At 69.6% G+C, this 12810-nt stretch carries 12 protein-coding genes; 4 read left to right on the top strand and 8 right to left on the bottom strand.

All coding sequences use genetic code 11. The features are described from left to right. Window positions 1-5 precede the first annotated feature (5 nt). Window positions 6-623: an anti-sigma factor family protein gene (locus ACIG5F_RS34265; protein ID WP_396524084.1), complete on the bottom strand. Its 618-nt coding sequence runs from the start codon at window positions 621-623 to the stop codon at window positions 6-8. Next, window positions 620-1171, bottom strand: coding sequence for a sigma-70 family RNA polymerase sigma factor (locus ACIG5F_RS34260; protein ID WP_396524083.1), 552 nt, complete (start codon window positions 1169-1171; stop codon window positions 620-622). The genes ACIG5F_RS34265 and ACIG5F_RS34260 overlap by 4 nt, the downstream gene beginning before the upstream one ends. A gap of 299 nt (window positions 1172-1470) precedes the next feature. Here ACIG5F_RS34260 and ACIG5F_RS34255 point away from each other — a divergent pair, with 299 nt between their 5' ends. Then, entirely contained in the window at window positions 1471-2097 is a 627-nt protein-coding gene (locus ACIG5F_RS34255) for a hypothetical protein (RefSeq protein ID WP_396524082.1), read from the top strand. Here the strand turns inward: ACIG5F_RS34255 and ACIG5F_RS34250 are convergent, their stop codons facing one another. Then, entirely contained in the window at window positions 2098-3039 is a 942-nt protein-coding gene (locus ACIG5F_RS34250; protein ID WP_396524081.1) for a DUF1996 domain-containing protein, read from the bottom strand. A gap of 79 nt (window positions 3040-3118) precedes the next feature. Next, the gene (locus ACIG5F_RS34245) at window positions 3119-3871 is read right to left on the bottom strand and encodes an alpha/beta fold hydrolase (RefSeq protein ID WP_396524080.1); all 753 of its coding nucleotides are present in this window, start codon (window positions 3869-3871) and stop codon (window positions 3119-3121) included. A 54-nt stretch (window positions 3872-3925) separates the two neighbouring features. Between ACIG5F_RS34245 and ACIG5F_RS34240 the strand changes: the two genes are divergently transcribed. Next, window positions 3926-4486: a QsdR family transcriptional regulator gene (locus ACIG5F_RS34240; RefSeq protein WP_396524079.1), complete on the top strand. Its 561-nt coding sequence runs from the start codon at window positions 3926-3928 to the stop codon at window positions 4484-4486. Here the strand turns inward: ACIG5F_RS34240 and ACIG5F_RS34235 are convergent. The 4 genes from ACIG5F_RS34235 to ACIG5F_RS34220 all read right to left on the bottom strand — a co-directional run bounded on the left by ACIG5F_RS34235 (window position 4440) and on the right by ACIG5F_RS34220 (window position 11553). Beyond that, window positions 4440-6206: a glycoside hydrolase family 76 protein gene (locus ACIG5F_RS34235; RefSeq protein ID WP_396524078.1), complete on the bottom strand. Its 1767-nt coding sequence runs from the start codon at window positions 6204-6206 to the stop codon at window positions 4440-4442. The genes ACIG5F_RS34240 and ACIG5F_RS34235 overlap by 47 nt on opposite strands. A 275-nt stretch (window positions 6207-6481) precedes the next feature. After that, window positions 6482-7378: a DUF1996 domain-containing protein gene (locus tag ACIG5F_RS34230; protein WP_396524077.1), complete on the bottom strand. Its 897-nt coding sequence runs from the start codon at window positions 7376-7378 to the stop codon at window positions 6482-6484. Between the two features lie 10 nt (window positions 7379-7388). After that, window positions 7389-10295, bottom strand: coding sequence for a discoidin domain-containing protein (locus tag ACIG5F_RS34225; RefSeq protein WP_396524076.1), 2907 nt, complete (start codon window positions 10293-10295; stop codon window positions 7389-7391). 229 nt (window positions 10296-10524) lie between these two features. Beyond that, window positions 10525-11553, bottom strand: coding sequence for a LacI family DNA-binding transcriptional regulator (locus ACIG5F_RS34220; protein ID WP_396524075.1), 1029 nt, complete (start codon window positions 11551-11553; stop codon window positions 10525-10527). 162 nt (window positions 11554-11715) lie between these two features. Between ACIG5F_RS34220 and ACIG5F_RS34215 the strand changes: the two genes are divergently transcribed. Continuing rightward, the gene (locus ACIG5F_RS34215; RefSeq protein ID WP_396524074.1) at window positions 11716-11919 is read left to right on the top strand and encodes a hypothetical protein; all 204 of its coding nucleotides are present in this window, start codon (window positions 11716-11718) and stop codon (window positions 11917-11919) included. A 128-nt stretch (window positions 11920-12047) separates the two neighbouring features. After that, window positions 12048-12803 carry an alpha/beta hydrolase gene (locus tag ACIG5F_RS34210; protein WP_396524073.1) on the top strand — a complete coding sequence of 252 codons (756 nt, stop codon included), beginning with the start codon at window positions 12048-12050 and terminating at the stop codon, window positions 12801-12803. Window positions 12804-12810 lie beyond the last annotated feature (7 nt).

The raw sequence follows: 12810 nt of genomic DNA, 5'->3' as shown, positions 1-12810 counted from the left end.
CACAGTTACAGGTTGACGGTGACCAACCGAGCCCCGGACGGATTCTCCAAGCGAACGCTGGCGATATCGCCCGGCTGCATCAGCGTGCTGACGTCCACGGTGGACCGATCCGCGCTCACCCGCCAGCCGGCGGCGACGGTCTCACGGCCGTCGCGACCGACGAGGACGAGTTCGCACTGGGCCCCGACGGGAACCCCGCTGACAGCGGCGGAGAGGTGCGACCAGCCGGAGGTGTCGGCGAAGGACACGGCGAGGGCGGCCCCGGTGCCGGGGTCGGTGGCGCTGGCCCGGACGGGCCCGAGGGAATCACCGGATCGTCCGACGACCACGCCGGTGGTCACGGCGACGGCCAGCACGACCGCGGCGGCGGAGCCCAGTACGGCGGCCCGGCGACGGCGTCGGGCGGCGGCCTCGGCGCGGATCTGGCGCAGGGCCCGTTGCAGGACAAGGTCTCCGTCGGGCGGGGGCTCGTTGAGCACCGTGTCGACGATGCGCTGGAACTCCGCGAACTCGGCGACCTCGGCACTGCACCGGGCGCAGGTCCGCAGGTGCCGTTCCAGCAGCCGCGACCGCTCCTCGTCCAGCGTGCCGGCGAGGTAGCGCTCCACATCAGGGTTGTTCATGACACCGACCGTTCCAATCCCGCTTCGACCCCAGGGAGAAACGCGCGCAAGGCGCGAAGTGCGTGGTAGGACCGGGACTTCACGGTCCCCAGCGGAATGCCCAGGGCCTGGGCGGCCTCGCTGGCCGTGGCGCCGAGCAGGTAGATCTGCTCGAGGACGTCCCGGTGCTCGGCGGAGAGCTTGCCCAGCGCGGCGCCGACGACCATGGAGTTGACGACGCCTTCGGCGTGGTCACGGGCCACGGCGACGTCGACGGGCGGCTCGGCGACCTCCTGCGGCCGCGAGGCCCGGGCGCGAACCTTGTCGGTGACGAGGTTGCGCACGACCGTCAGCAGCCAGCCACGGACCGAGCCCCGGCCGTTGACCAGGCTGTCGGGATGCTGCCAGGCCCGCACCAGCGCCTCCTGCACGACGTCCTCCGCCGCGGCGCGGTCCCCGGTCAGCCGATACGCGTACGCCAGCATGGCGCCGCCGTGCTCGCGGTACAGCGAGCGCAGCAGCGCCTCGTCGGCGACTTCCTGGCGGGCGCGCCTGCTCAGCCCTGCCATCAGCTACCCCTTCCGTGTTCACCCCCGTGCACCGACCGGAAATCCCGATCGGGCTCATCGAGCAACACGGCCACACCGCGCGGCCGGCCGACCGCGGGGCAGTTCTGTCCACCGAGCGCTGCCCGTTCGGACACCGTCCACTGTGGAGGCGGCCGGGACCGCGCGACGCCCTGCACACCGCGCGGGCCCGACCTTGAGTGACACACGAGCGGATCGGCGGACCGGTTCAAAACAAATTCGCACTGAACCCGGGCATCCGTCCGGCCGTGTCTGCGGCGAACCCAGAGGAGTTGAGAGCCATGCGCCTGCCCAAGCTGATCCTGTCCGCGTCCTTCCTGGTCACCGCCATGATCACGGTGTCGGCCTGTGGTGTGCAGGGCACGCCCCAGGCCCAGCAGCCGGTCCCGGCCGCGCAGCAGGTGGTGGAGTTGCCGAGCCCGACGCCGGTGCCGCCGCCGACGGTGGCCAAGGTCCAGAAGCGGGTCGACATCTACAGCGGCCCGTCCGACCAGCCGGTGGTGCAGGCGGCCGACACCGCGCCCGGCAGCCACGACCTGGAGCTGAAGGCCACCACCTCCGAGCTGATCGGCACGTTCCTCACCGACGGCAACGGCATGACGCTGTACCGCTTCGACAACGACAGCAACAAGCCGCCGAAGTCGAGCTGCAACGGCGACTGCGCGAAGACCTGGCCGCCGCTGCTGATCGCCTCCCCCGGCAAGATCTACCCGACCGGCGTCGACCCGCAGCTGCTCGGCTACGTGGAGCGCGCGGACGGCACCTGCCAGGTGACGGTCAACGGCTGGCCGGTCTACTACTTCTCCGGCGACAAGGCCCCGGGCGACATCAACGGCCAGGGCGTGAAGGGCACCTGGTTCGCCGTCAGCCCCACGGGTGGCAAGACTCCGCCGCTGCCCGGCAAGTGATCAGCAGTGCCGGCCGGAGTTCACGCAGTCCACGACGGTGGCCATCAGCGAATCGGGCATCACGTCGACGAACATCGCGTGGTCGGTGAGGGAGCTGTAGTGCTCCTCCGGGAAGGCGTCGATCGCGTAGTGGGTGCCGGGCGGCAGCGTGTACGACACCTCGATGTGCAGCTGTGGCACCGGAAGCGTGCCGAGCGGGCAGCCGCCGCCGGCCACCGGGAACACCAGGTGGCCGCGGTGGTCGGGGCTGTCGGTGGTGGTGCCGTTCCAGCAGTTGGGGAAGTCGAACACGCGGATGGTCTGCTGCCCGGCCCCGCACTCCGGGTAGTCGGTGGTGACCTTGTCCCGCGCCCCCGAACAGGTCCACTGCACGTGTTGCGTGTTGGCGCCGTGCTCGGTCACGGCGTGCGGGTTTCCGGTGGTGGCGCGGAGAAACTCCGGCATCGCGATGACGTTGCTGACCGGGCTGCCCCGGTACTCGACACGCACGGAGGTCGGCACGGCGATGGTGCTGTGATCCATGGTCATGCCGTCCATCGGCGTCATCGCGGACGGCATCAGCAGCACCGGCCAGTAGTACGTGGACTTGTCGCCGAACTGGCACGTGGTCCGCGCGGCGGCCAGGCTCGCGTCGGTGGACAGCGCGTTGGTCGACATGTTGCCGACGTAGTCGTGCACGTGGTGCGCGCCGCCGACGATGCCGGGCTGCGCGACCAGGTTGTCGGAGTTGTACATCCGCTCCTGGTTGCGCCCGCAGTCGACGTGCCAGCTGCCGCTCGACCCGGTCGAGGTGAGCGCGGCCGGCGTGGGCGCCGGGCCCGCGTCGGCGATGTCGATGTAGGTCGCGCCGACGGGCGCGGTCAGCCACCGGTAGGTGAACACGCCGCCGGCGACCAGGGCCAGGCACAGCACGGGCAGCACCACCCGCCAGAGCCACTTCACCCCGGCAGCATCACAAACGTTCTCGGCGAGGACAAATCCGGTCCGCGAACGGGCAGGCGCACAGGGCTGTTCGGCCGCACTACGCGTTGGCGGCGAGGAACTCACGCAGCGGCGGGTTCACCGCGTCGGGGTCGGTCAGGCTCAGGAAGTGGGCGCCGCCGTCGACCAGCACGAGCGGCTCGGCCTTGGGCACCGCCTCGACGATCTCCGTGGCCCGCTCGACCGGGTAGGCGGCGTCGGCGCTGCCGTGCAGCACCAGCGTCGGGCACGAGATCTCACCCAGTCGGTCGAGGACACCGTCCCGACCCACGAGCGCCTCCATCAGCAGGGTCACCCGGTCGGCCGGCATCGCCCGCAGCTTGATCTTCCACGCCGACGAGTCCATCGTGCCGGTGCAGATGGTGGCGACCATGTCCACCAGCTGGTCGGTCGGCCCCTGCGTGGCCCACAGCGCGCCCAGCCCGCGGTACGCCTCGGCGATCTGCGGATCCTCCTCCACTGCCGAGGTGCCGAGCACGGCCAGCGCGGTGATCCGGTCCGGGGCCAGCAGCGCCAGCCGCAGGCCGATGAAGCCGCCCTGGCTGGTGCCGACCACCGCGAACTGGTCGATGCCCAGCTCGTCGAGCACGGCCAGCACGTCCCGGGCCACGTCCCAGTAGGTGAAGGGGCCGTCGGCCGGGGTCTGGCCGTGGCCGCGCTCGTCGACCGTGATCAGTCGGAAGGCGTCGCCCAGCGCCGCGACCTGCGGGGCGAACATCTCGCCGTCCTTGAGGAAGCTGTGCAGCAGTACGACCGCCGGTCCGTCGCCGCCGTGGTCCACGTAATGCGTCACGTCGCGCCTCCCCTGTGAGACAATCGTGTCATTTGTCTCACAGGGGAGGCCTGCTTGACAAGCAACGACACCGATGCGGTGGTACGGGCGGCGAGCGCCGCCTACCTGGCGGGCCGGTCCTTGGACATGTCCGAGCTGGCCACCGAGGTCGGGCTCAGCCGGGCCACCCTCTACCGGCGCATCGGCAACCACGACGAGCTGGTCGCGATGGTGCTGGCCGAGCAGACCGAGCGCACCTTCCGGTTCTGCCTCGACGGCGTGACCTGCGAGGGCATGGACCGCGTGCGGGCGGTGTTCGAGCGCTTCATGTACGCCGTGATCAACGCCGAGCCGGTGCGGGCGTTCATCGCCCGCGACCCGCTGCTGTTCATCCGGATCGTGCTCGCCCCGGGCCAGGTCGAGCAGCGCGCCACCGCCCTGTTCGCCAAGCTGCTTGCCGAGTCCGGTGTGGACTTCGCCGTGCCGACAACCGTGCTGGCCCAGGCGGTCGTGCGCATCGGCGACTCGTTCATGTACACCCATCTGCTCGGCAACCACGAGCCGGAGACCGACAACGTGATCGCGCTGGTCAACCTCCTGCTGGACTCGGCCCAGTCGAGTTCCCCGCCCCGGTAAGGGCTTCCAGCGCGCTGGCCTGGGTGCGCCAGTCGGTCGGGTTGGGCGAGCCGCCGGCCCAGCGCAGGCCGAGGTGGTTGAGCGGATCACGGTCGTTCGCCCAAATCGCGTTGGCCTGCATCTGAAGAGAGGACTGGTAACCGAGCTCGGCCATGTACCGCACCAGGATTCCCTTGAACTGCTTCTGGTTGTCGTCGCAGTTGGGCTCGCAGGACTCGACGAGCACGCCCTGGCTCACGGCGTTGGCCAGGCGGGTGGCCGTGGTCAGCCAGGTCTGGTTGCCGGTGGCCCGGTAGAGCTCGGTGAAGCCGCCGATGGCCAGCCCTTGGTTGTAGGTCCAGACGGTCTGGCCGTTGTTGCGGCAGTCGCCGGTGAGCCCGTCGTTGACCTGGTTCTGCCCGTTGATCAGGCCGCTGTTCAGGAACCAGTTGCCGGCCGTGGTCGCGCGCTGGCCCCAGATCGTGTCGCCGGGTGTGTCGATGTGCAGGGCAGCTGCCAGGCGGAGGTAGAGACCGTTGGTCACAGCGTTCTTGTACGTGCGCTCCCGATCCCAGTACACCCCGCCGCCGCAGGTGCTCGTGTCCCAGAAACCATTGACATAGTTGGCGATTGTCGTGGCCTCGGCCAGATAGCGCTGGTCGTGCGTGTACTCGTGGGCAGCGATCCAGGCCAGGCCCCACCAGGCCGAGTCGTCGATGGCCCGGCTGATGAAGTCGCCGTCGATCTGGTCGCCGGACTTGACGCCGGCCGGGAAGGGCACCCGGTTGACGTCGAACGTGCGACCGATAACCCAGTCATAGTCATGGTTTCCGGACTTCTGGGCGTAGTCGATCAAAGCCGTGAGCGTGGCCGCCGAGTTCCACCAGCTGCTGGGCCACCAGGCCTGGTACGGGTCGTAGGAGTACATCAGGGCATCGGCCGCCGCCGTGGCCCTCGTCGGCGCGGGCCGGGCCCAGGCCGTGCAACTTCCGTTGGCATGCGTGGCTTCCTTGCCACAGGCCCTGATCGCGCCGCCGTAGAGCCTGGCTCTCGGATCCCGCGTCGCGAACAGCGCCGTGCGGCCGGAAGTCGTTCTCCCCAAAGAGGATCCGTCGGGCCAGCTCGCACCCTCGTTCCAACTCCGGTCCAGCCACACCTCATCGCCCGGGCCGTTGCCCTCCATCGTCGCCCACGCCATGCCGTTGGCATCGGTGTGCAGGCGGATGGTCCGGCCGTAGATCGTCGTCGGCGCAACGGGTTGCGTGTCCCCGCTCGGCGTCGTCGAGCCGTCGCAGATCTTGTCGCACACCTGGGGGTACAGCCAATCCGTGCACCCCACCGCATTCGCGTCGCCGCAGGCCCGGATCACTCCGCGGCGATGGCCGACCGGGTCGTAGATGTTGTACATCAGCGTTCTGGTGCCGGTCCACGTGCTCGGGATGCTGGCCTTGCCCAGCAGGCCCTCCCAGGTGGCCCCGCCGTCCCAGCTGCGGTCCAGCCACACCGAGTCGCCGGTCTGGCCCAGATCGATGCTGGCCCAGGCCATGCCGTCCGGGACCGAGACGTGCAGCTGAACCTTGCGGCCGTTGATGTTCTTGTCCGGCAGGGGAAACGTCTCCTGCTGGGCCCTCGACGGATCGAGGGTGTCACAGGACGTGGCGCACACGCTCGTCGTGGCCGCCACGGCAGGGACCGGCGGCAGGGCCAGGACGATCAGGAGAAGCGGCAGGAACCTGATCACCCTTCGGAGGATGACAGCGCTCGCACGACTTCGACCACCCCTCAGTGTCGATTCTGGCCAGAACCGGACAGCCGGCCCTCGCCCGTGGCGCCGTTCCTCCCGTCCACCACCGGGCGAAGCCCCCCACCAAGATCAAGGCTCCTTTCCTCGCGTCCAACGCCAGCAAGGGGCCCTTCATGACATCGGCCGGCGCTTGGAAGGGGGCTTTCCTCCACTCGGAGTGGAGGAAAGCCCCCTTCCAAGCGTTGGTGGCGCGTTGGGCGGCGGAGGGGTGACTAGGGGGCGGGGAGGCGGTAGTCGGGGCCGAGGGCGGCGCCGCGGTCGGGTTTGTAGAGGTCGAAGCCGCGGGCGTCGCACTGGAGGCCGCCGTTGATGCAGTGGGTGACCAGGGCGGCCAGGGTCGCCGGGTCCCAGGCGTTGAAGAAGTCGTAGTGCCAGGAGTAGCCCCGGCCGCTGGCCAGGTGGACCTGCGACATGTCGCCGCTGACCGGGAAGGCGATCTTGAACTCGATCATCGGCACCGGCACCGGGTGGTCGGCCGGGCAGGTCAGGGTGACCCGGTCCGGATAGGCCATGTGGCTGCGGTGGTCGGCCGAGTCCAGGTGCACGCCGTCCCAGCAACTCGGGGACTGGTAACGGATGTTGGCCTGCGTGCCCTCGACGCAGTAGGAGGGGAAGTCCCAGTTGTGGAAGCTGTCCCCGCACTCCCAGCCCTCGATCGCGCCGGGCGCGTGCTGGAACTCGCCCTCGGTGGCCATCATGTCGCCGGCCACGAAGCGCAAGCCCTGCGGGAACGGCCGCACCTTGGTGTAGTCGAGGATGCCGGACTTGTAGTAGACGACCTGCGACCACGTGGACAGCACGGGCTGGTTTCCGTTGTACAGCGTGGGAAACCAGTAGGCGGAGTGGTCGTCGGGGGCCAGGCAGGTCGTCGCGCCGGCCAGCAGGGACTGGGTGGTGCTGGCCGCGTTGGTGGTGACGTTGCCGAGGAAGGTGTGGTCGTGCGAGGCCCCGGGCTGGTTCGGGTAGACGATGGGGTCGTCGGGCTGGTGATGGGTGATCGTGCAGTCGGCCTGGAACTCGTGGTGCGTCACGACGTCGTCGGCGCTGGCCGCCGGCGCGAAAGTGACCACCAGTGCCGCCGCGGCGAGCAGGAACGCCTTGCGGTACACGGGCTTCTCCCTACTGGTAGATGCCGAACTCGAACAGCGAATAGCCGTACGGGGTGCCGCGCTGGGTCCCGGTCAGCCGGACGAACCGGCCGGCGACGCTCACATCGAAGTCCTCGACGCCCCCAGCGCCCGTGGTCGTGCCGTGGATCGTGGTCCAGTTGGAGACGCCGTCGGGCGAGACCTGGATGGTGTAGGCCTTGGCGTAGGCGGATTCCCAGACCAGCTGGATGTGGTGGATGGCGGTGTTCTGCCCGAGGTCGACCTGAATCCACTGTGGATCGGACCAGTCGGTGGCCCATCGGGTGCCGGTGTTGCCGTCGACGGCGTTGCCGGGCGGGAACGGAGCGCCGTTTCCCGTTGCCTGGTAGCTGGAAGCGGTGGTCGGCTTGGCCAGCGCCACGTTGGTTCCGTTGACCGGCGGCACGGTCACCTTGACCGACCGCGTCTCGACGGCGACGTTGCCATGGCCGTCGTAGGCGTAGACGTAGACCTTCCAGACGCCGAGCTGGTTCGGGGCCGTCACGCTGAACGAGTTCGCGCCGGTCTGGGTGAACTCGGCATACCGCAGGCCGGTGTTGTTGTCGACGTACTTGCTGGTGTACATCACGTTGTACCGCACGGATCCGGTCACGCTGACGCTGACCGGGAACTGCTTGCCGGCCGGAACCGTCTGCGGCACGGACATGTCCGTGATCACCGGGCCGGCCGGCGTCGCCGGCGAGCCGCCGTAGAGCTGCGCGACCTGGTAGTAGGTCGGGAACCTCCAGCCACCGGGTTCGAGGTTGAACCAGATGCCGCCGAAGTCGTTCTCGTTGCCGTAGTTGAACAACGTGGCCCCGAGGGCGACCCCGGTGTGGCCGTGGACGCAGTTCCACGCGCTGGCATAGCCGGCGACCTTCTGCTGGACGGTCGGTTCGGTCGGCACCCCGTTGGCGTCGTTGGGCACCTCCCACTCACCGGCCTCACCGGACTCGGTGACGATGTACGGCTTGGTGTAGCCGCCGTTGACCCAGTCCTGCCTGACATTGCAGGCCGCGCCGTAGGAGTTGACCGCGTACAGGTCCAGCGACGGCGTGTTCGCCTTGTAGTACGGCCAGGCCCCGGTCCACGCGTCGGTCGAGGTCACCGGATGGTTCGGGTCGGCGGCGTGGATCGCCTGGACGACCCGCTCGACGTAGCGCGCGTAGGCGGTGCGCTCGGCCTCCAGCTGCGTGCCGGAGTACGTGTTCTGCAACGTCAGCAGCACCTCGTTGCCGACGTCCCACATCAGCACGCCCGGATGGTTCTTGTAGGCGTTGACCTGTCGGACGATCGAGGTGAGGGTGCTGTCCTCGTAGGCGGTGTCGTTGACGAAGTCGGTGCCCTGGTTGAGCCAGAATCCGTTGATCACCTTGATTCCGTTGGCGGCGGCGCGGTCCAGCAGCGGCTGACTCGAGGCATCGGTGCCCCAGGTCCGGACCGTGTTGACGCCAAGCTCCCTGAGGTCCTGCATGTGCGCGTCGGCGGTGGCGCTCTGCGGCCCGAACGTGACTCCCTTGACGTAGTATGGGGATCCGTTCACCGACAGGCCCCAGTTGCCCTGGCCGCCGGTCACCTTCACCACGCTCCCGCCCCTCGGCACCGGCGGCGTGGTCAGCGGCGGCGGAGTGGCGCCGGTGCTCGTGTAGACGCCGACCGAGCCGATGCTGAGCACGCCGCCGGACGACGTCTGGGGGCTCGGCGACGTGCAGCCGCACACCGTGTTCGGGTAGCCGCCGCCGATCGCGAGATCGAACACGAGGAAGAACCCGTGGTCGACGGCGGCCTGCCAGGTGCTGACCCCGACCTGGCTTTCCCTTACCTGCCACACCTGTTGACCGTCGACGGTGAACCGGATCTGCTCGTCGCCGAGCGTCCGGTCGATCACCTCGGCGTAGGTGTGGTACGCGGTCTGGCAGTCGCCACAGGTGCCCAGGCCACTGGTCATTCCGTTGTACTCGCCGCAGTTTCCGCCCGGCGCCGTGCCGCAGTGCAGGGTCTCCGAGGACTGCGCGCGGCCGTTGACGCCCTCCATGATGTCGGTCTCGCCGACCGCCGGCCACGCCCCGGTGTTGCCGCGGTAGGCCGATCCATAGGTGCGGAAGGCCGGCCAGTAGCCGAGCGCGGTGGGCACGTTGGGCTGCCTGATCGAGGCCGTGATCATCAGCTGCCCGCCGGCCGGGGCGGCGAAGTCGGTGCGCTGCGACTCGATCCGCCCCGACGTCCAGTTGCCGTTGGTGTTGAGAGCCGTCAGGTTGACGTGCCCGTTGCCGTCCAGCGCGACATTGGCCGCGGTGTTGGTCTCGACCTCGCCGCTGGACGGATTCGGCCCGGTGTCGACGATCCAGTTCGCCCCGCTGGGCGCGCTGCCGGCCGCCCCCGGGAAGTTGTCCGTCCAGACCGGCGTCCAGCCAGTGGGTTGCGTGGCCCCGCCGCCGTAGACCTGGAACTCCCACAGCGAGTAGCCGTAGCCGTTGGCCCGCTGCGTCCCGTACATGCGGACGTACCGGCCCGAGCCGCTGACGGAGAGCGTTTGCCGACCGCCGGCGCCGGTGGTGGTCGAGTAGATGTCGTGCCAGTTGGAGGTTCCGTCCTCGGAGACCTGGATCTCGAAGCTGGTGGCGTAGGCCGCCTCCCACTGCAGGACGACTTGGCTGATCGCCTGCGTCGATCCGAGGTCGACCCGCAACCACTGCGGATCGCTCCAGGCGCTGGACCATCGCGTGTTGGGATCGCCGTCCACCGCCGCCGAGGCCGGCGTGCCGTCCCCCTCCGTGGACGAGGCCAGCGCCGGTTTCCCCTGCGAGAGCAGGGTCGGGTCGGCGTGCGCGGTGGGTGGGGCCAGAGCCGGTGCGCACAAGCCCAACACGAGCAGCAGCGCACAGGAGAGTGCCTTCATCGCCAGTCTCCAGGGGTACGTCGTGGCAGCGGAACCGAGTAGCCCCTCTGGCGGGAGAGCGCTCTCCGAAACGGTTTCCCAGTTTTACCGCGACCTAACATCCACGTCAAGGAGAGCGCTCTCCCCAGCAGCGGCCCGTCATGTTTGATCGCCAAGCCACGGGAGAGCGCTCTCCAGCCGGCGCAGAGCGACGACTCACTCTTTGATCATGGGAGAGCGCTCTCCGAGTTCAGGAGGACGCGCGGACCACCAGCGACGGCTCGAAGATCACCGAGGTGACCTGCGACTCGACGCCGTGCACGCGCTCGATCACCAGCCGGGCCATCTCGGCCGCCATGTCCTCCACCGGCTGGCGGATGGTGGTCAGCTGCGGCCGGCAGCTCAGCGCCGCGCCGCTGTCGTCGAACCCGATCACCTTGACGTCCTCGGGAACGCGTTTCCCGTGCCGGCGCAACACATCGAGTGCGCCCATCGCCATCAGGTCGTTGGCCACGAACAGGCCGTCGAACGGCGTGCCGAGCAGCAGCTCGGTGGCCCGCTCGCCGCCGGACTGGGTGAAGTCGCCCTCCACGCCGGGCACGTAGGCCTGGCCGTGCCGGGCCATCGCCGACCGGAAGCCGGCCAGCCGGTCCTGGCCCGCCGGCGTGTCCAGCGGGCCGCTGATCGTCGCCACCTGCCGGCAGCCCCGCTCCACCAGGTGATCGGCCGCCAGCCGGGCGCCGTCCTGGTGCGCCACGTCCACGTAGCTGATCGCAATCGGCTGCACCGGCCGGGCGAACATCACCGTCGGCACGCCGGCCAGGGTGAGCATCGCCGGCAACGGGTCCCTGGGATCGATCGAGATCAGCAGCACCCCGTCGAACCGGTCCTGCCGCAGCCGGCCCATCAGCTGGTCGCGGGCCTTGTCCGAGTCCACCAGCACCAGCACCGGGTTCACGTCCATCGGGCCGAGCACCCGCAGCACGCCGCTGACCACCCGACCGAAGAACGGGTCCGCGAACACCCCGCCCGCGAACGCGTCGGTGTGCGTGGTCGGTTCCGAGACCACCAGGGCCAGGGTGCCGGTCCGGCGGGTCACCAGGGAGCGCGCCGCACGGTTGGGCACGTAGCCGGTCTGCTCGATCGCGCGCTCCACCGCCTCCCGCAGCTCCGGGTCCACGTTGCGGATTCCGTTGACCACTCGAGAAACCGTCGCCCGCGAGACGCCAGCCACCTTCGCCACGTGCTCCAGCGTCGGCGGCGCCTGGTCGGTGCTCATGCAGCATTTGTAGCACGCCAGAGAGCGCTCTCCGGGCCTCGTTCGGGGGCCGTGCCGCCGGGCGTCGCCGTCTCGATACTGCCGCCAACGCAACCCCGCGGCCCCGGTCGTCGTCTCTAGCTGCGACCGGGGCGCGTGGATGGTCGGACGGGAGGTCGCCAGTTGATTCGTGCGGACCGTGAACTGCTCGCCGAACTCATGAGCGTCAACGACGCCGTGCCCCACGTGACCCTGGCCATGCTCGACGGCACCTTCAGCCGTCAGCAACACGCCGAGTTCGGCGCTCGGCTGGTGGCCCTCGGCAACGCCTTGGTGGCCCGAGGCCACCGGCAACCCACCGTGGTCGTCGACGGCACCGTCGTCTAGGCACCGTCGTCTAGGCCGCGCTCGTCGCGGGCGGTCGTGCGCCGGATCGCGTCCCGATCGTCCCGTCTCCCGGTTGATCGGCCCGAATAGCGGCTCGACGGGCCGGTCAGCCGTGGGAGCATCGGTGGATGGGGAGCTTCTGGTCGCTCGACGGCCTTCGGCTGGCCGGCACGCTGACGCTTCCGCCGTCCGGCCGGCCGCCACGCAAGGCCGTGGTGCTCGCCCACAGCGAGGGCGTGGACCGGGACGAGAACGGGCTGTTCCCGCTGATCGCCGACGCCCTGGCCGCCGAGGGGGTGGCGTCGCTGCGGTTCGACCACCGGGGCCACGGCGACAGTGCGGGGACCCAGGAGGAGCGGACGCTCACCGAGCACCTGAACGATCTTCGGGCCGCCGTCGAGCACGTCCGCTCCGAGACCGGCGCACGCCGGGTGTCCTTGGTCGGCAACCGTTTCAGCGGCGGCCTGGCCGCCTTCTACGCCGCCCGCCGGCCCACCGAGCTGGACCGTCTCGTGCTGCTCACGCCCCAGCTCAACTTCAAGGGCGACTACATCGACCAGAACCGCAACTGGGTCGCCGGCCGCCTCGCCACCCCGCTGCTGGCCGAGGTCGGCCACCTCGAACACGCTCCCGGCATCCGCCACGGTCGGGCGTTCCTGAACGAGGCTTTCTGGGTCCGCCCCAGCTTCGTGTTCGGCGAGATCCTGCCGCCCACGCTGATCGTGCACGGGACCAAGGACGATCGCGTGCCCATCGAGAGCTCCCGCGCCGCCGTCCGCCGTCTCAAGGCCGACGACGTCCTGGTCGAGGTCGACGGCATCGGCGAGGAGAACAAGGACTTCGTCACCGAGCAGGTCGTCGACTGGATCACGTTCGGCGAGTGACCGGGGC

The sequence above is a fragment of the Kutzneria sp. NPDC052558 genome (assembly GCF_044547355.1).
Lineage (GTDB): Bacteria > Actinomycetota > Actinomycetes > Mycobacteriales > Pseudonocardiaceae > Kutzneria.
The sequence above is the reverse complement of the archived record's forward strand: the minus strand, read 5'-3'. Positions and strand labels throughout refer to the sequence as shown.

Excerpts from the sequence above, each read along its gene's own strand:
- ACIG5F_RS34265 (WP_396524084.1), bottom strand. The coding sequence starts at position 623 with ATGAACAACCCTGATGTGGAGCGCTACCTCGCCGGCACGCTGGACGAG.
- ACIG5F_RS34260 (WP_396524083.1), bottom strand. The coding sequence starts at position 1,171 with ATGGCAGGGCTGAGCAGGCGCGCCCGCCAGGAAGTCGCCGACGAGGCG.
- ACIG5F_RS34255 (WP_396524082.1), top strand. The coding sequence starts at position 1,471 with ATGCGCCTGCCCAAGCTGATCCTGTCCGCGTCCTTCCTGGTCACCGCC.
- ACIG5F_RS34225 (WP_396524076.1), bottom strand. The coding sequence starts at position 10,295 with ATGAAGGCACTCTCCTGTGCGCTGCTGCTCGTGTTGGGCTTGTGCGCA.
- ACIG5F_RS34220 (WP_396524075.1), bottom strand. The coding sequence starts at position 11,553 with ATGAGCACCGACCAGGCGCCGCCGACGCTGGAGCACGTGGCGAAGGTG.
- ACIG5F_RS34210 (WP_396524073.1), top strand. The coding sequence starts at position 12,048 with ATGGGGAGCTTCTGGTCGCTCGACGGCCTTCGGCTGGCCGGCACGCTG.